The sequence below is a fragment of the Paenibacillus violae genome, from assembly GCF_032461945.1.
GTDB lineage: Bacteria > Bacillota > Bacilli > Paenibacillales > NBRC-103111 > Paenibacillus_E > Paenibacillus_E violae.
Map to the genome: position 1 here is coordinate 165316 of NZ_JAWCUD010000007.1, position 17765 is coordinate 183080.

The following is a 17765-nucleotide window of genomic DNA, read 5'->3' on the forward strand; positions in this document are numbered from 1 at the left end:
TTGCACTTGCACTTGCACTTGCACTTGCACTTGCACTTGCACTTGCACTTGCACTTGCACTTGCACTTGCACTTGCACTTGCACTTGCACTTGCACTTGCACTTGCACTTGCACTTGCACTTGCACTTGGGCTTGCACACGGCTTCCGGCCGTGAAGGGAACTACGGTCCGCTATTCCAATATTCTCACGAATTTCACTAGCCCAAGGGAACTACGGTCCTCTAATATGTCACATTCAGCTTAAATTCAACAAAAAAAGTGGAAATAAGTCCCCGTAGTTCCCCAACAGCAACACCATGTTTCACAGTACCATGTCCCCCACCACCACTACCCTCCAAAGCAGAAAGGGGCTATCTCAACAGATCATTGCTGACCTGTTAAGATAGCCCCTCATCTTTATTTCTTCGAACCGATCTCCAGCAGATCTTTCACGGCCACGCTCACCATGATCAACCCTGCCACCGGAGGAACGAAAGCGTTGCTCGCAGGCGGCTGCTTCGCTTTGCGAATTTCTGGGGCATTCGCCGGTACGATTTGTTGTGTAACGTCTTCACGCGGCTTCATCGGCTCTTCGGTAGAGAAGACGACTTTTACGCCTTTTTTGATGCCTTCTTTGCGCAGCTTCTGGCGCACGACCCGAGCGATCGGATCCATGCTCGTTTTGGAAATATCCGCTACTTTGAACTGCGAAGGGTCCATTTTGTTAGCGGCTCCCATGCTGGAGATGATCGGAATCTTCCGCTCCAAGCATTGCTTGATCAGATGAATTTTATAGGAAATGGTGTCACTGGCATCGAGCACGTAGTCGATGTGATGAGCGAACACTTCCTCGTAGGTTTCCTCTGTGTAGAACATCCGCATGGAGATAACATCGCATTCCGGATTAATCAGTTTGATCCGATCGCGCATCAGATCAGCTTTGGGCTGCCCTACGGTCGTTGTAAGGGCATGAATCTGACGGTTAATATTCGTGATGTCGACAACGTCCTTGTCGATCAGAATAAGCCGTCCGACCCCTGTACGCGCCAATGCTTCTGCGGCGATCGAACCGACACCGCCGATGCCCAGGACGGCGACGGTGCTATTTTTCATAATATCTAGACCTTCAGGGCCAATGGCTAGTTCAGTCCGCGAAAATTGGTGAAGCATAGAAACACGTCCTCTTCAATGTTCTTAGGCTTTAGCAGGCTGCTTAAGCGCTAAGCGAATCGACAATTGATCAAGCTGTTTGTCATCTACAGTTCCCGGTGCATCCATCAACAGGTCAGTCGCGCTAGCTGTTTTCGGGAATGCAATTGTTTCTCTCAAGTTCGTACGGCCTGTGATCAGCATCACCAAACGGTCGAAACCGAAGGCGAAACCGCCATGTGGAGGCGTCCCATATTCGAACGCATCGAGCAAGAAGCCGAATTTCTCTTGTGCTTCTTCATTTGAGAAACCAAGTGCTCCGAACATTTTCTCTTGCACATCACGTTGGTAAATACGCATGGAACCGCCGCCTACTTCATAGCCGTTCAATACAAGGTCATACGCTTGAGCGCGAATTTGGCCAGGGTCCGTGTCAAAGAAATGAATGTCATCTTCGTTAGGACGCGTGAACGGATGGTGCTCTGCGACATAACGTTTGGCTTCTTCGTCGTATCCAAGCAGCGGGAAGTCTACGACCCATGCATACTTGAACTTGGAGTCGTCGATGAGTCCAAGCTCACGACCGATTTTCAGACGAAGGTTGCCTAGAACATCAGCTACGACTTTCTTTTTATCCGCGGAGAAAAGAAGTAGATCTCCTTCTTCAGCGCCAAGACGCTCAGTCAGAGCAGCAATTTCAGCTTCGTTAAAGAATTTCACGATAGGCCCTTTGAATTCGCCGTCTTTGACTTGAATCCATGCTAAACCTTTGGCACCGTAACGCGCCGCGAATGGCAGCAGGTCATCGATTTCTTTACGGCTCCAAGTACCGCAGCCTTTGGCATTCAGCGCTTTCACTTGGCCTCCGCCTTTAACCACATTCGCAAACACTTGTACGCCGGAAGTTTGAACGATATCCGATACATCTTCAAGCTCCAGTCCGAAACGCAGATCCGGTTTGTCTGAACCATATTTCGCCATTGCATCCGCATACGTAATACGCTGGAATGGACGCGGAATTTCGACTTGTGCCGTCTCTCTCATCAAGTTCACGACAAGCTCTTCCAAAATATCCAGCAATTGATCTTGCGCTAGGAAGGAAGTCTCAATGTCGACTTGTGTAAATTCCGGTTGACGGTCTGCACGAAGGTCTTCGTCGCGGAAACAACGTGCGATTTGGTAGTAACGCTCCAGACCACTAACCATCAATAGTTGTTTGAAAATTTGTGGGGATTGCGGCAGCGCGAAAAATTCACCCGGGTGAACACGGCTTGGCACCAAGTAATCGCGAGCGCCTTCCGGTGTGCTTTTCGTCAAAATCGGTGTTTCCACTTCTACAAATCCTTGGTCATCCAAGAAATTGCGGAAAATTTTGGACGCTTTCGAGCGAAGCATTAACGTTCTTTGCATTTCCGGACGACGAAGGTCCAAATAGCGGTATTTCAGACGAACGGCTTCATCTACTTCCACACCGTCTTCAATGAAGAACGGAGGTGTCTTGGCTGCGTTCATGATTTCGATTTCCGTTACTTGGATTTCAATTTCACCGGTTGGGATATTTTTGTTAACCGTCTCCGCGTCACGCTCAACAACTTTCCCTTTTACAGCAAGCACATATTCATTACGCGCACGATCCGCAATAGCTAGGGCATCGCCTGAGAAATCCGGGTTAAATACGGTCTGTACAAGCCCGCTGCGATCGCGAAGATCAATAAATAGAACCCCGCCTAAGTCACGTCTTCTTTGTACCCACCCGTTTAAAATAACAGTCTGTCCTACCTGAGCTTTCGTAAGCTGCCCGCAATGATGTGTTTTGAGCATCATAATGTTGTTGCCTCCTCATGAGTAATTAATCATTTAAAACTATCTATTCGAATAGTGTCTTTGCAGCATTTGAAGCAAGATCCACTAAACTTACAATAACTTGAGAACCTGTTTCCATCTGCTTCAGCGTAATTTCGCCGCGGGCTAACTCATCGTCTCCGAGAATCGCCACATACTTCGCTTGAAAACGGTCTGCTGATTTCATTTGCGCCTTCAATTTGCGCCCTTGGTAGTCCTTCTCGGCTTTGAGGCCTTGAATCCTTAACTGGTGAAGCAGCTTCGTGACTTCCTTCTCGGCAGGCTCGCCTAATCCGATTAGGTATACATCAAGCGGCTCCGGTTTCGGAATCTCAACACCTTGCGCCTGCAGCACAAGCAGAATGCGTTCCAGACCTAGCCCCAAGCCTACGCCTGGCTGATCTGTGCCATGACCGCCAATTTGCTCAACGAGACCGTTATAGCGCCCGCCGCCACCAATTGTATCGATAGCTCCAATGCCGGCTGCTTTGTACTCAAAAGCGGTGTGTGTGTAATAATCAAGCCCGCGCACCAAGCGAGGATTTACCCGATAGGGAATGTCCATAGCGGTTAAGTGCTCTCGAACCTGTGCAAAGTGTGTCGAACATTCTTCGTCCAAATAATCCAGAATCTCAGGAGCGCCTACCCCATACTTCTGATCGGTTTTGCAATCAAGAATGCGCATCGGGTTGCGATCATAGCGGGACTGGCAATCTTTGCAAAGCAGGTGTTTCACTGGTGCAAAAAATTCCTGCAGTTTCTCGCGGTAAACCGTGCGAACGGAAGGTGTGCCCACCGAGTTAATTTCAACGGTGACTTCTTTTAACCCAATTTCTTTGTAAAACGTGTACCCCAGCGCAATGACCTCTGCATCAATGCTTGGATCAACGGATCCAAAGGCTTCAATCCCGAACTGGTGGAACTGGCGGTATCTTCCGGCTTGCGGCTGTTCATATCGAAACATCGGTCCCACATAGAACAACTTCGTCAAATCCGGAACTCCATATAGCTTATTTTCTACATAAGCCCTAACAACGCCGGCTGTCCCTTCCGGACGCAAGGTCATGCTGCGATCGCCTTTATCCATAAAGGTGTACATTTCTTTCTCGACAATATCCGTCGTTTCTCCGACACCTCTGGAAAAAAGCTCTGTACTTTCAAAAATCGGCGAACGGATTTCTTTGTAGTTAAATCGTTGACATAAGTCTCTTGCCTTACTTTCCAGGTACTGCCACTTCTCCACTTCGCCGGGAAGCAGGTCCTGCGTGCCTTTTGGCTTTTGAATGCTCATGTGTTCAACCTCCCTTTATCTGTCGCTCTTGGTTATATAACAAAAAAATCCCCCACCCCCGACGTTCGTCAGGGACGAGAGATTTGATTAACAAATTCACCCGTGGTACCACCCACATTCAGATCGTCTGTTCTCGCACCATAGCACAATAAACAGAAATCTGCTCTTTACGGTTAACGCCCGCGAATACGCACTGCCACTACTAGACGGTCATAAATAGACATGTCGTTCCCAGCAGGTCCTCGGGGAGGTCTTTTCGTTCGCTCATCATAGGAAGCTCGCAGCCTTGACTTCCTTCTCTGATAATGTGGGGGCGAAATACTTTATCCCTTCAACGGATCACAAAGGTATTGAATTATTGTTTATTGTAAACATTGGCAGAAGTAAAGTCAAGAGATATACGTCCACTTGACTTAGCGCCGCCTTCATTTAATTAATGAGAGTCTGCCCATTTTTGCAACTCGTCCATAACAGGCTTAAGTCCTTTTCCTTTAGCTGTCAATTCATATTCAATACGAACCGGAGTTTCCGGGTACACGTGTCGGACAATGATCTCTGCAGCCTCAAGTTCTTTAAATCTCTCCGAAAGCATGCGATCGCTCATACTTGGGATAAGCACGGATATATCTTTAAACCGCTTCGGCCCCGTCAACAAGACATGTACGATGAGCCCCGTCCAACGCTTTCCCAGAAGTTCAAATGCATTTTCGAATTTCGGGCACAGTTGGTAGTCTTCCATATAAATCATCTCCTTATAAACAATTTTAACATAGTCGCTTGACAAAAGTAAGTGCTGCGTAATAATATACTAACATAAAGTAAGTAATTAAATAAAATTTATTTAAAGAGGAGTAGTTAGTCATGGCCTTAGGTCTTCTTATTATTCGTTTGGTGTTAGGTTTAACAATAGCCGCGCACGGCACACAGAAAGTATTTGGATGGTTTGGTGGTTATGGACCAAAAGGCACAGGAGGCTTTTTCGATTCCATTGGTATTAAGCCCGGTGTGCTAATGGCCGTTCTGGCTGGTTTGTCGGAAATTGCAGGCGGCTTGCTCTTTGCTGCTGGACTTTGGACACCACTTGCAGCTGCACTTATTATCATTACTATGCTTGTTGCTATTGTAAAGGTACACTATAAAAGCTACTGGTCAACTTCAAATGGGTTCGAGTACAATTTGCTTTTGATTGCGGTGGCATTAGGCGTCGCGCTTATCGGTGCAGGTGACTATTCTCTGGATGCTTTATTTTAAAAAATGAAGAAATGGGCTATTTCCTTAAGTCAGAAATGACTTGATGGATGATAGCCCTTTTCTATTTCGATGGCGAAACATGAGCACATCTTAAAAGAAAATAGCCTGCAGCACGAGTGGCGGCAGGCCTCTAGACAATATATAAATTAAAGGGGGTCGACTTTTATTATATCCATGGTTGATTAACGCAGTATGAAATTTAAATTACAATTTCATTACAGTGTTTTCCCTGTATTTTCAATCATTTTCATTTGCTCCCCTCGTATATTCAGCCTTTTTTCCACATATAGATTACAACAAGGCAAATGGCCTTGAATTTATCATCAGGAGGCTGTAACAATGACAACACAAAACGAGTTTCAAGAGGAACGGCAGGATCTAGTGGTGCTCTTCTCTGAGGAATCCGAAGCCGAAGCTGAAGTTAAAGACGATGTAGCCGAAGAAGCTGAAGCAGCCGAAGAAGAGGCCATTGAGGATTCGGACGAAGCGGACGAAGCTGAAGAAGCAGCTGAGGAAGAAGAAGTCGAAGCGGAAGAAGAAGCGGAAGTTGATGCCGACGAAGAAGCCGAAGTAGATAGTGATGATTCTGCCGAAGAAGATGCGGAAGAATCTGCGGAAGCCGAAGAGGATGCATCAGAAGCTGACTGAATTTTGTAAGCGCAGTCAAAACTTCCAATGGCTTCGAAAAAAAAGATAAGAGCCTTACCGCCACATATAACTACGGCGTAATAAGGCTCTTATTTGTTATTTATTAAGGTTTGCCGGTTAAGCCAACCTTCAGATCTTTGATAAGCAAGTATATGTCGCCGTTCGTTAACTTTTGCTTGTCTGCTATTAGCTTCAATGAAGCATCGGTTAACAGCTTATTCTCTATTAACTTTGCCTGTGCCTCTTTGGATGTAGCAGCCAGTCCCAAAGCTTGTGTTATCGTATATGTGGCCTGCTCAAGCGATAACGGGATTTTATCGGCATTCTCCATCTTCGCAATCGCCTGGGATACATCCCCTTTGAAAGCATCCGGCTTCATTTTCTTCGCGCCGCTCACGAGATTGACCATCCGTTTCGGATTCGCGGGGTCATCCAAGTGAAAATTGTTGTCGTATGCACCGGAAGCCAAGCCAAGCATAAGAGCGGATTTCAGCCCCTCATACGCTTTATGCTCCATAAAAGGCTGCGGCTTGAGCGTTATCGGATGAATCTCCATCCCTTGTTTGTTCAACTGCTCCTGCAGCTTCGCAATGACTTCTTTGGACGCCGACAATTGGCGGAACGTCATCTTCTCCTGCTTCGCGAACATCGCTGCAGCTCCTGCGGCTTCCCCTTCTGCCATGCCTGTAGGCATAACGCGGGCACTTCCATGCGGTAGTGTATCGTAACTGGCCGCTCTACCTACTACAAGCAGTCCATCCACCTTCTGCGGCACTAGGCTGCGGAACGGGATAGCGTACTGCTTCGGTTTACACACAACGTTGCCGTTATCGGTCGGTGAAATCCTCTGGATGTCCACTGGATAAGATCCGAATCCAATACGGTCCCATTGATCATTGTTCGTACAAACGTCAACAATGCTCAACCGGTATTCCCCCTGCATATGACGCGTTTCCCGAACATATAGCTCTGGTGCAGATCCATCTAATTCAAGGCTTGCAAATTCAGGGAAGTTTTTTTGCATATAAGATAAAATATTAGGCAGTTCTTTTTTTCCGATGTCAAAAGCTTCTTGAACAGCTTTCGGATCAAAGGTATCGACCCCGAAAATTTGCAAGGCATTAATAAGGACGGTATTGTCATTTTCCCTACCCATATTAAGCCCTCTCATCTTGGCTCTTTCTTTGTTAAGAGGCGGGTATTTACTCATCTCCCCGTAACCAAATACACTAACATCATTTACTCCTGTATCCGGATTATTATCCCCGTTCAGCCTTGTGGCCATCAGGTTCCAAACTTCCGGTGTTACGTTTTTCAAACGAAACGCAAGCGTCACAGCCATTTTGGAATTCGGATCCCCAATGTCCTCATGACCAATTGTAAACGGCACTCCTGCTGCTGCCGCGAAATCTCCATCCTGCGTCGCATCGATAACCGAAGCCGCCTTCACGACTTGCTTACTGCCATCCTCGAGTGTAATCGTGGCGCCTTGCACAGCCTTTTTATCTTGGGAAAGGAGCGGATCGATTTTCTTCGTTTTGAGCAGCACATCGATTTTAGATTCATTTTTAACCAAATCATAGAACGCATTCGCGGCTGTATTCACATCGAAGGAATCCCCTTCAATTTTGGCATACCACTCGGAGAAAAAGCCTTTATTGAAGACATCATCTTTTCCTAAAAGGTTCTTGTTTGGAGCATAGTTCATATCAATGGAGTTAATCCAGCCCAGTGTCATTAGCCCTCCCAGAATCTCACGATTCCGTCCATCCACCAGAAGGGTAGTTAACCCATTACGCGCAGCCGAAACGGCCGCAGCAACCCCCTCAGGGTCGGTACCAACGACAATGACATCATATGCTTCTTTCGTTTTCTTCACGGATTTCACTTCTTCAATTTCTTGCTTCGCCTTAGTCTGTCCACCGCTTATGTGGTGTTTATATTGATAATACAAAGACGCCGCAGCCCCTAGCACCGCGAGCAGAATCAAGATTCCCATCAACCAAAGCCATCCTTTGGAAGCGGAATTGTTACGATTCGGATTTGCCATTAAAACGAAAGCACCCACCTTGTCCCCTGCTTTTCATACAGCTTACCGGTTAAAGGTTTGATAAGCTTTCTAGAGCAGTCGATTATTTTGTCAGCCAAAAACATCACTAGTTAGTTTACCACATTTTAAAGTCGTAGAGAAATCTTGCCACATCCAACAAATAAAGCCCCGCATTGCTGACGAGGCAGCGCGGGGCTTTACGATTAACGATATGATTTCTTGGGAATGCTTTTCATTTTTTCCTGATCGGATGTGAACTCTGCGCTAATTTCAACGTCGGCTAACGCTGGTGCTTGACTCAGCCGCTCGGCAAGTGTTGTATGCAGCAGTTGCTGCTCTGGCGCCGTCATGGCTTTATGCTTGATCGATTGACGCATCTGGATGCTCCTAACTGCAAGAATATACAGTTTTAGTATATCCAGGCTGTCCGCATCTTATCCTTTACGTAAGAGGGAACCCGACTATTTGCTATCGATGATTAAAGTAACAGGTCCCCAATTCGTAAAGGAAACATCCATCATTTCGCCAAATGCCCCCGTTTCCACTTGCAGGCCCTGAGCACGAAGCAGCTCATTGAATTTATCATACAAAGGCTGTGCAATCTCGGGTCTAGCCGCCGACATGAAGTTGGGCCGTTTCCCTTTGCGGCAATCCCCATACAAAGTAAACTGGGAAACGGATAAAATTTGACCGCCTGTTTCCAGCACGGAAAGATTCATTTTACCGGTCTCATCTTCAAAAATGCGCAGCCCGGCTACTTTGTCCGCTATATATTTGGCATCCTGCTCGGTATCTCCGTGGGTGATGCCGACTAGCAGCATCAGCCCCTGCTCGATCTGTCCGACAGACGCTCCATTAACAGTTACTTCTGCGCGTTTGCACCGCTGAACAACTACTCTCATGGTTTCTCTAAATCTCCTTACGTTCGTTCACAGCCGCAAGCTAGCTTTGCATAATACGCTGAACGGAATAAACGTCTCTTACACGTTTGATCCTCTCGACAACCGACTGCAGATGATCGATATTTTTGATCAAAATGGTCATATGAACCGTTGCCATCTTGTTTTTATCCGATCGGCCCGAAACCGCTGAAATACTCGTTTTGCTTTCTGAAACAGCCTGAAGCACTTCGTTTAAGAAATCTCGGCGATCATGGCCTGTAATCTCAATTTCCACATTGAAATTGGATTCAATGGCTTCACACCAATCAACCTCAATGACCCGTTCCTCTTCCCCCATGCTTGTGGGGATATTCGTACAATCCGCCCGGTGCACGGACACGCCGCGTCCTCTTGTAATGTAGCCGATGATCAAATCACCGGGAACCGGATTACAACAGCGGGCAAAGCGCACAAGCAAGTTGTCCACGCCCTTCACTCGCACGCCGTTGGTAGGTCGGCTTTTCCGTTCGGTTGCGCTTGGTGACTTAACTTCTTTAACTTCCGTAGTGAGCTGAAGCACCTGAGCTTCTTCGGCTTCCTTACGCAGCTTTTCCGTAAGCTTCGTACATATTTGCGCGGCTGTAATACCGCCAAACCCGACAGCAGACAGCATGTCTTCAATGTCGTTAAAATTGAACTTCTTCGCCGCTTCGAGCATTTTCTCATCGCTCATCAGTGTCGGCGGATCAATAGCCAACCGCTTGAGCTCGCGCTCAATCATGGTTTTCCCTTTTTCGACGTTCTCTTCGCGCTTCTCTTTCTTGAACCACTGCTTGATTTTACTGCGGGCGTGGGACGATTGCGCGAGCTTGATCCAATCCTGACTTGGTCCATAGGAATGTTTGGACGTCAAAATTTCAATGATATCCCCTGTTTTCAACTTGTGATCCAAGGGGACGATGCGCGAATTGACTTTGGCGCCAATGGTCCGATTTCCAACCTCCGTATGAATACGGTAAGCAAAATCCAAAGGCACAGAACCGGCCGGAAGCTCGATGACTTCGCCTTTTGGCGTAAACACAAAGACAAGATCAGAGAAGAAGTCCATCTTCATGGATTCCATAAACTCCGAAGCATCATTCGTTTCATGCTGAAGCTCCAAAATTTCACGGAACCAGCTCATCTTATCTTCAAACGTGCCTGATGGCACAACGGAGCCACCTTCTTTGTAAGCCCAGTGTGCAGCAATACCGAACTCGGACGTTCTATGCATTTCCCAAGTACGAATCTGAACCTCCAGAGGTTCCCCTTTGGGACCGATCACCGTTGTATGGAGAGACTGATACATATTCGGTTTCGGCATAGCGATATAATCTTTGAAACGTCCAGGCATCGGTTTCCACAATGTATGAATAATACCCAAAGAAGCGTAGCAATCCTTGATGCCATCGACAATTACGCGCAGGGCCATGAGATCATAGATCTCATTGAACTGTTTGCCGCGGGAGCTCATTTTTTTATAAATACTGTAGAGATGTTTGGGTCTTCCGGAAATATCTCCTTGGATTCCCATCTCATCCAGCTTTTCTTTGATACTGTGAATCACGTCTTCAATATATTGCTCACGTTCGGTTCGCTTCTTCTGCATCAGATTCACGATCCGGTAATACTGCTGCGGATTCAAATAACGGAGGGCGATATCCTCCATTTCCCACTTGATGGTGGAAATCCCGAGCCTGTGTGCAATCGGACAGAAAATCTCCAGCGTTTCCTCCGCTATGCGGCGCTGGCTTTCTTCCGATTGGTACTTCAATGTGCGCATGTTGTGCAGTCGATCCGCAAGTTTAATCAAAATAACGCGAATATCCTGCGCCATAGCGACAAACATTTTGCGGTAGTTCTCATTCTGCTGCTCTTCCTTGGACTTGAACTTAATTCGTTCGAGCTTCGTCAAGCCGTCTACAAGCATGGCGCAGGTTTTCCCGAATTTATCTAGAACAGTTTCGAGTGAAACTGTTGTATCTTCAACGACATCATGCAGAAGCGCCGCGATCACGGATGTGACGTCCATCTGCATGTTCACCAGTATATCTGCAACAGCGAGTGGATGCAGAATATAGGGCTCCCCCGATTTGCGCACTTGGCCATGATGGGCTTCATCCGCGAATTCATAGGCCTCCCGTATCCTCTGCAAATCATTCTCTTTCAGATAGGTGGCTGCCTTCTCTAACAGCTGCTCTATACCCATGCATCTACCCATTCCCTTTAGAGGTTGTTTAAAAAGCGAACTTTTCAAACGCTCATCTTTAGTCGATTTTTATTCATTATGCCTGCAAGGCAGGCTCCGCGTCAACTATGCCATGTTAACCTTTCGACAAAAACCATCATTTTGCCTCAAATCCTTTGAAATATTCCCTTCCTTATGGCCTATTTCCATGTACAAAAAAGAATCGAATTTAACATTCGATTCTTCGCTTATTTTAATATTGAACTAAGGAAACGACATCTATACCATTAAACTTATTTCTGCCTTCCAGATAGGAAAGCTCAATCAGGAATGCTGCCCCTACAATATCTCCACCAAGCTGTTGAATCAAATCGATCGAGGATTGAATCGTTCCGCCGGTTGCCAGCAAGTCATCGGCAATCAGAACTTTTTGACCAGGCTTAATGGCATCTTTGTGCATCGCAAGTTTATCTTTGCCGTATTCCAAGGCATAATCCACTTCAATGGTTTCGCCTGGCAGTTTACCGCTTTTGCGAATCGGAATAAAACCTACGCCAAGCGCATAAGCCAGTGGAGCGCCGATGACGAAGCCGCGAGCTTCTGGTCCCGCAATGACATCAATTTCTTTCTCTTTAACCATTTCTTTCAGTTGATCAATGGCTTCTTTGTAGACAGCACCGTTTTGAAGCAGCGTGGTGATATCTTTGAAACGGATTCCCGGTTGCGGGAAGTCTGGGATGACGCGAATGTACTCTTTGAAATTCATATAATTTCCTCCAATATGTGGTTTTCTTTCTTGATATGCTGGGCAATCCACTGCTCTAATTCTTTGGCTGAAGAATACATCACAACAGATTCAACTTCTTGACGATTCATTCTATGCTGATAAATGCGGGATGCCGTAAGATCTTTTTTTGCAGGTGATGCATGCAGTTTAACGAAAGCCCCTTGTCTTTCAATAAACGCTAACTCCTCAAACACGGATAAAATGAATTGAATCATAGCTGGCGACAGTCCCGATCTTTTGCTAAATGAGGCCATTAGACGGACATCTTGCACATTCAACGAACCCTCTTTTTGTAATGTGCCGTACATCATCTTAAACATCTCACGGGAAGGCAATGTGCTTCCGCTGTCAGGACCTAACTCTGCGAAAACTGGATAACAACGCATCATGCCAAGGGCTTGCTGTAAAACGCCTTGTAGGCTGACTAAACTCCTTGGGATCGTGTACAGAATGATATCCTTCATATGAGCAAAATCCAGCTGACTGGCTGTTTCATTGCCTGGCCGTAGAAGGCCGCTATCTTGAAAGACCCAGTAAGGGATCGCTTCGCCAATTTGAAAAGCCGTGGCAGCAAAAGCTTTCACATCTGTTTCGTCGAAGAGCACGATACCAGGCACTTGATTCTTCGCGTTGCTTGTTGCCAGGTTATTTTGAAGCATATTCAGCTTGGCGCTTAATTGCCCCGCTCCACGCCAATCAAAGAGCTGCATATGCGTTATCTTTAAATCCTGCATGACAATTTGCGGCTTGCGGACGCCGTTCCACTCATTAATAGACAGCTCGCCAAGCACATCGACCTTTGCTGCTTGTGTGATGAGTCCAGCCAGACTGCCTTTGCCGAACCCAACGGCTTCCACCGAGCAGCTTACTTCATCTTTGGCCTGAGAGAGCGCGAGCTTCAGATGTTGTTTCTCTTTGCCCATGGTCCGGATGTCATCCAGCGATAAATTGGTGAACATGAACCTTGGCGCGGGATTGCCCATGCCAAATGGCGCAAGCTTTTCCAACCCTTCAATGCTGGCAATCGGAACATCGGGCAAGCTGCATACAGCGTCAGCCTTCAACAGCGGGATATAATCCTGCTCCGTCAATGTCGCAGCTGCAAGCTCGTTCAGCTTTTGCGTGAAAGCCTCCAAATGGTCTCTGCTTAAACTCATCCCAGCTGCCGCTTGATGGCCTCCGTAGTGGTCCAGCCACTCTTCACAGACTGTCAAAGCCTTGTGCAAATCAAAACCGGCAATGGAACGTGCTGAACCTTTGGCAATCCCTGTCTGCGGATCTATGCTGAGTACTAGGGTCGGACGGTAAAATTTATCCACGATTTTGGAGGCTACAATGCCGACAACGCCCACATTCCAGCCTTCCTTCGCCACGACGATCACTTTGTCCAGACCTTTGGCCTGCTGCTCTTCTGCGAGAACAAAAGCTTCTTTCACCATGTCTTCAACGATAAGTTGACGTTCTTTATTCAGCATATCCAATTCAAAAGCAATTTGCTCCGCCTCGGTTTCATTGGACGTCGTCAACAATTTAACCGCGATATCCGCTGCTTCCAATCTTCCGCTGGCATTGATTCTTGGTGCGAGTGAGAAGCCGATGTGACCTGCTGTCACTTCCTTGCGTTCAATGCCTGAGACGCCAATAAGCGAACGGAATCCTGCGTAAGCCGAATCCTGCATGCGCTGCAGACCTTGTTTGACAATTAATCGGTTCTCGCCATTCAGCGGCATTAAATCCGCTACCGTGCCAAGAGCCGCAAATTCCAGCAGTTCCTCTGGCAGCCTATCCAGCAAAGCGTGTGCCAGCTTCAGAGCAACACCAACACCGGCAAGGTGCTTAAAAGGATAAGGACAGCCTGGCTTCTTCGGATTGATCACAGACAAAGCCTGTGGCAGGTGCTCCGGAGGTTCATGGTGATCCGTCACGATGACATCTATGCCTAGCTCTTCACAGTAGGCGATTTCTTGAACGGCACTAATGCCTGTGTCCACGGTAATTAAGAGATCTACGCCTTGCTCTTTGGCTAAATCAATCGCTGAGCGATTCAGACCATAGCCTTCACGAATGCGATGCGGGATATACGTATCGAACCGAGCACCTAAGCCTTTGAGCAAATGATACATTAGCGAAGTGCTGCTAACGCCGTCTGCATCATAGTCCCCATATATGCGAATAAATTCGTTGTTCTGAAGTGCTTTCCGGATACGTTCAACAGCCTGGTGCATGCCATCGAGCAAATAAGGATCATGATAATACTGAACTCCGCCATGCATGAATTGTTCGGCTTCGGGTACCGTCCGAATGTCTCGGAGAACAAGCAGTCGGGCCACAAGCGGGTCGATCTGCAGCTCGCGCACAAAAGTTTCTATGAGCATTTCATCTGCATGGCCAATGCTCCATCTTGCCTTTGGTGCTAGCACTTATGTGTCCTCCTTAGAGTTTTGCTATGCAAAACTGTCTTCGTGCTTATTGCAAAATTAATGAATAACGGATGGAAGCTCGCTGAGCTCTGAATCCGTAGAATGTTTGTAGGGATAGCCGGCATCATAAGGAGCCACGTGCACAACCACATCCGAAACATGATGAAATCTTTTCATCAGCTGCTGTTTGATCCTTTTGGAAACTTCATGCCCTTCCCAAACCGTTACCCTTGGATTCACGCTGATTTTGACCGTAACCACCACATAATGTCCGTGCTCTCTGGCTCTTAAGTCATCTACGGTGATTACACCTTTAATCAACTGCACAACGGCAATCAGATCGTCAGCATCCTCTTGCTGTAGAACATACTCTTGCTTCCTATGTAAAGCTTCCTTGACAAGCGAATACCCCATTTTCAAGATCAAAAGAGAAATGATAATTCCAGTTATCGGATCCAAATAGGAAAGGAATGGGACCTCTAAGACGTTGGCCAATGTTGCGCCGAATACCCCTATTAGAGCCACAATAGTAGAGTATATATCGGAACGGTGCCCTCTGCTATTAGCAATTAATTCCTGCGAGCCTATACGTTTGCCCAACCGGCTTACGTATTGATACATGATTTCTTTGACGACTAACGAAAGTCCAAGCGCAGCGAGCGCGTAATTCTTGTCAGTATGTTCCTCCACAGACCCTAGGGCTTGAATCGCAGAAATCCCCATCTCGATTCCTATAATAAGAACGACGATAGCCAGCAGAATACTTGCGAAAGACCTATTCTTTTCTGGACTTTGGACATCCAACTCCTCTGGAGGCTGCTGATCTGATTTCACACGAATCAGTGCTGCGGAAGAGGTTATGGCTCTTGATGCCGAATGTGCGGCATCAGCTAACAAGGCTGAGCTCTGCGCCATAATCCCAACAATACCTTTCAGACACGCAAGAACTGCATTACCGGCGATGCCGCCCCATACCGCAAGCTCCGTTTTTTGAAAACGCTCGTCTTTCACGCTGACACTCCCCCTGAACGGATACAAAGGCCGCGCAACATTCACGCGGCCAGTTACTATGGTTATTACGCTGCAGCTTTCTTTTTAGAACTCCGTAACGATTTTCTTTTCAAGAGGTACCACAGAGAACAAGCAATAACGATGGAGGAGTAAGCACCGCTCGTTAATCCGACCAGCTTCGCAAGTGCGAACAACTTGATGGACTCGCTTCCGAAAATGTACAAGCAGCCAGCGGCAATTAATACCACGAGAACGGTATTGATATTACGCGCCATCGTCTGCCAAATACTGTCGTTGACCAAAGCAACGAGGTCTTCGTCCGTTTTGAGCTTGGCGAATCTGAGATTTTCACGGATACGGTCAAAAATAACGATTTTATCATTGATGGAATAACCGATGGTCGTCAAAACAGCCGCCAGAAACGGAAGATTGACTTCCAGACGGAAAATCGCAAAAACCGCGATAACCATGAATGCGTCGTGAAGAATGGCAATAATCGCAGCAATCGCAAAACGCCATTCGAAACGGATGCTGACATACACACAAATCAATACGCTGGCAATCGCTACCGCATATACGGCTTTCAACAGCAATTCTTTTGCCAACTGAGGATCTACGGTATTGATCTCTTTGGAAACATCAACGCCATAAGCCGTTGCAAATGCTTTTTGAATTTTATTCACCGCGTCGTCGTTCAGCACGTCATCGAAGCGGATTGAGACACGATCACTGTTGTTCCCCCCGATTGTCGGGTCCGCATGGTGCGATTTCACATCACCGCTCGTTGACAGACCGTTCAGAATCTCATCGACTTTGGCTTTATCCAACTGCTTGCCTACGACAAGATCGATATTCGTTCCTGCTTTGAAATCGACCCCGAAGTTCATCCCTGAGAAAAGCATTACAGCTAATCCTATGATAAGAAGAACAATCGAAATACCAAAGAATTTATTACGAGATCTTACAAAATCAAACTTGTTCTTAGAGTCCACGGATGTCTGCCTCCTTCACACCGAAATAACTTGGCTTTTTCAGCAAGTTGCCTCGTATGATCAGATGGAGCAGCCATCTGGAGAAAAGAACATTCGTTAAGATACTGATGATAATACTTAACATTGTAATAACCGCGAATCCACGGATTGCGCCGTTCCCTACATAGTAAAGAACAATACCGGCAATCAAGTTCGTAACGTTAGCGTCCATGATTGTACGGAAGGAATGCTTGGAGCCTGCTTTCAAAGAAGAAAGGATGCTTTTGCCCGCGCGAATTTCTTCACGGATTCTCTCGTATGTAATAATGTTCGCGTCAACCGCCATACCTGCTCCCAAAACAAGTGCCGCAATACCCGGCAATGTCAAGGTTGCATTCATAAAGTCGAAGACCGCAAGAAGAACCCAAATGTATGTAATTAGCGTGAAAGCCGCAACAAGCCCCGGTGCACGATAGTACAGTACCATGAAGATGAAAATCAGGATCGATGCAATCAGCCCAGCACGCGCTGTTTGGTGCAAGGATGCTTGTCCTAGCGTCGCATCAACACGTTGAATATATTTTTCGGTTAACTTTAGCGGCATAGCCCCCAAGTTAATCATTTTCGCTACTTTAGTTGCTTCCGTTACACTTGTTTGTGTAATGATTGCGGAGTCGCTGTCGATCGGGAAATTAACGGATGCCGTCGATTGCACTTGATCGTCCAGATAGATGGACAATGTGCTGCCCACCAGCTTAGTCGTAACTTCCTTGAATTTCTCTCTGCTTTTCATTTTGATCTCGACAATCGGCTGTTTCGTATTCGGATCGTAGCTTAATTTCGCTGCGTTTTCCACGAAGTCAGTACCATTCATGTACACTGTACCGTCCGGACCTCTGAAGGTAAGAACAGATGGCTTGGACATCAAACTTCTAACTTCTTCCTCATTCTCAACGCCTGCCAGACGCACACGAATCCGATCTGTTCCTTCTGGGTAGACCTCAGGCTCTGCTACACCAAGGGAGTCAGCCCGTTTGGCAAGACTTTCCGCTGCTTGCGTAAGCGTTTCCTTCGTTAAAGGCTGCCCAGCCGTTAGTGGCTCCGCGGTATACAAAATTTCAAATCCGCCTTTTAAATCCAAACCAAGCTTGATTCGTTCTACAAGTCTAGGGCTTGTTGCTCCGATTGCGCCGAGAACAATTACAACCGTTAGAAAAAAGAACGATATTCTTTTCCAATCCAGCATCTCTTGCTTGTC

At 46.8% G+C, this 17765-nt stretch carries 15 protein-coding genes; 2 read left to right on the forward strand and 13 right to left on the reverse strand.

The window, feature by feature from the left end:
* Nucleotides 1-396: 396 nt before the first annotated feature.
* From RQP52_RS20420 to RQP52_RS20435, 4 genes are all read right to left on the reverse strand, one after another.
* Entirely contained in the window at nucleotides 397-1149 is a 753-nt protein-coding gene (locus tag RQP52_RS20420; protein ID WP_315953578.1) for a tRNA threonylcarbamoyladenosine dehydratase, read from the reverse strand.
* A gap of 24 nt (nucleotides 1150-1173) precedes the next feature.
* On the reverse strand, nucleotides 1174-2952 hold the full coding sequence (gene aspS, locus RQP52_RS20425) for an aspartate--tRNA ligase (RefSeq protein WP_315953579.1): 1779 nt from the start codon (nucleotides 2950-2952) through the stop codon (nucleotides 1174-1176).
* Between the two features lie 43 nt (nucleotides 2953-2995).
* A complete protein-coding gene (hisS, locus tag RQP52_RS20430; protein ID WP_315953580.1) occupies nucleotides 2996-4261 on the reverse strand; it encodes a histidine--tRNA ligase in 1266 nt (421 codons plus the stop codon).
* Between the two features lie 433 nt (nucleotides 4262-4694).
* Nucleotides 4695-5000, reverse strand: coding sequence for a winged helix-turn-helix transcriptional regulator (locus tag RQP52_RS20435; protein WP_127455345.1), 306 nt, complete (start codon nucleotides 4998-5000; stop codon nucleotides 4695-4697).
* A 122-nt stretch (nucleotides 5001-5122) separates the two neighbouring features.
* Between RQP52_RS20435 and RQP52_RS20440 the strand changes: the two genes are divergently transcribed.
* Nucleotides 5123-5512 (forward strand): DoxX family protein, encoded by a 390-nt coding sequence (locus RQP52_RS20440; RefSeq protein WP_315953581.1) that lies wholly within the window; start codon nucleotides 5123-5125, stop codon nucleotides 5510-5512.
* A 339-nt stretch (nucleotides 5513-5851) separates the two neighbouring features.
* Nucleotides 5852-6160 (forward strand): hypothetical protein, encoded by a 309-nt coding sequence (locus RQP52_RS20445; protein ID WP_315953582.1) that lies wholly within the window; start codon nucleotides 5852-5854, stop codon nucleotides 6158-6160.
* Between the two features lie 103 nt (nucleotides 6161-6263).
* Here RQP52_RS20445 and RQP52_RS20450 read toward each other — a convergent pair whose 3' ends face one another.
* From RQP52_RS20450 to secD, 9 genes are all read right to left on the reverse strand, one after another.
* Nucleotides 6264-8210 (reverse strand): FAD-dependent oxidoreductase, encoded by a 1947-nt coding sequence (locus tag RQP52_RS20450; protein ID WP_379170964.1) that lies wholly within the window; start codon nucleotides 8208-8210, stop codon nucleotides 6264-6266.
* A gap of 203 nt (nucleotides 8211-8413) precedes the next feature.
* Nucleotides 8414-8587 (reverse strand): hypothetical protein, encoded by a 174-nt coding sequence (locus RQP52_RS20455; protein ID WP_315953584.1) that lies wholly within the window; start codon nucleotides 8585-8587, stop codon nucleotides 8414-8416.
* Nucleotides 8588-8671: 84 nt separating this feature from the next.
* Complete coding sequence (gene dtd, locus RQP52_RS20460) at nucleotides 8672-9112, reverse strand: D-aminoacyl-tRNA deacylase (RefSeq protein WP_315953585.1); 441 nt, start codon at nucleotides 9110-9112, stop codon at nucleotides 8672-8674.
* A 40-nt stretch (nucleotides 9113-9152) separates the two neighbouring features.
* On the reverse strand, nucleotides 9153-11339 hold the full coding sequence (locus RQP52_RS20465; protein WP_315953586.1) for a RelA/SpoT family protein: 2187 nt from the start codon (nucleotides 11337-11339) through the stop codon (nucleotides 9153-9155).
* A gap of 232 nt (nucleotides 11340-11571) precedes the next feature.
* Entirely contained in the window at nucleotides 11572-12084 is a 513-nt protein-coding gene (locus tag RQP52_RS20470) for an adenine phosphoribosyltransferase (RefSeq protein ID WP_157319191.1), read from the reverse strand.
* Entirely contained in the window at nucleotides 12081-14525 is a 2445-nt protein-coding gene (gene recJ / locus RQP52_RS20475) for a single-stranded-DNA-specific exonuclease RecJ (protein ID WP_315953587.1), read from the reverse strand. The genes RQP52_RS20470 and recJ overlap by 4 nt, the downstream gene beginning before the upstream one ends.
* 57 nt (nucleotides 14526-14582) lie before the next feature.
* Nucleotides 14583-15536 carry a cation diffusion facilitator family transporter gene (locus RQP52_RS20480; RefSeq protein ID WP_315953588.1) on the reverse strand — a complete coding sequence of 318 codons (954 nt, stop codon included), beginning with the start codon at nucleotides 15534-15536 and terminating at the stop codon, nucleotides 14583-14585.
* 65 nt (nucleotides 15537-15601) lie between these two features.
* On the reverse strand, nucleotides 15602-16528 hold the full coding sequence (gene secF, locus RQP52_RS20485) for a protein translocase subunit SecF (protein ID WP_127455337.1): 927 nt from the start codon (nucleotides 16526-16528) through the stop codon (nucleotides 15602-15604).
* The gene (gene secD, locus RQP52_RS20490) at nucleotides 16518-17750 is read right to left on the reverse strand and encodes a protein translocase subunit SecD (RefSeq protein ID WP_315953737.1); all 1233 of its coding nucleotides are present in this window, start codon (nucleotides 17748-17750) and stop codon (nucleotides 16518-16520) included. Before secD ends, secF begins: the two co-directional genes overlap by 11 nt.
* Nucleotides 17751-17765: the final 15 nt, after the last annotated feature.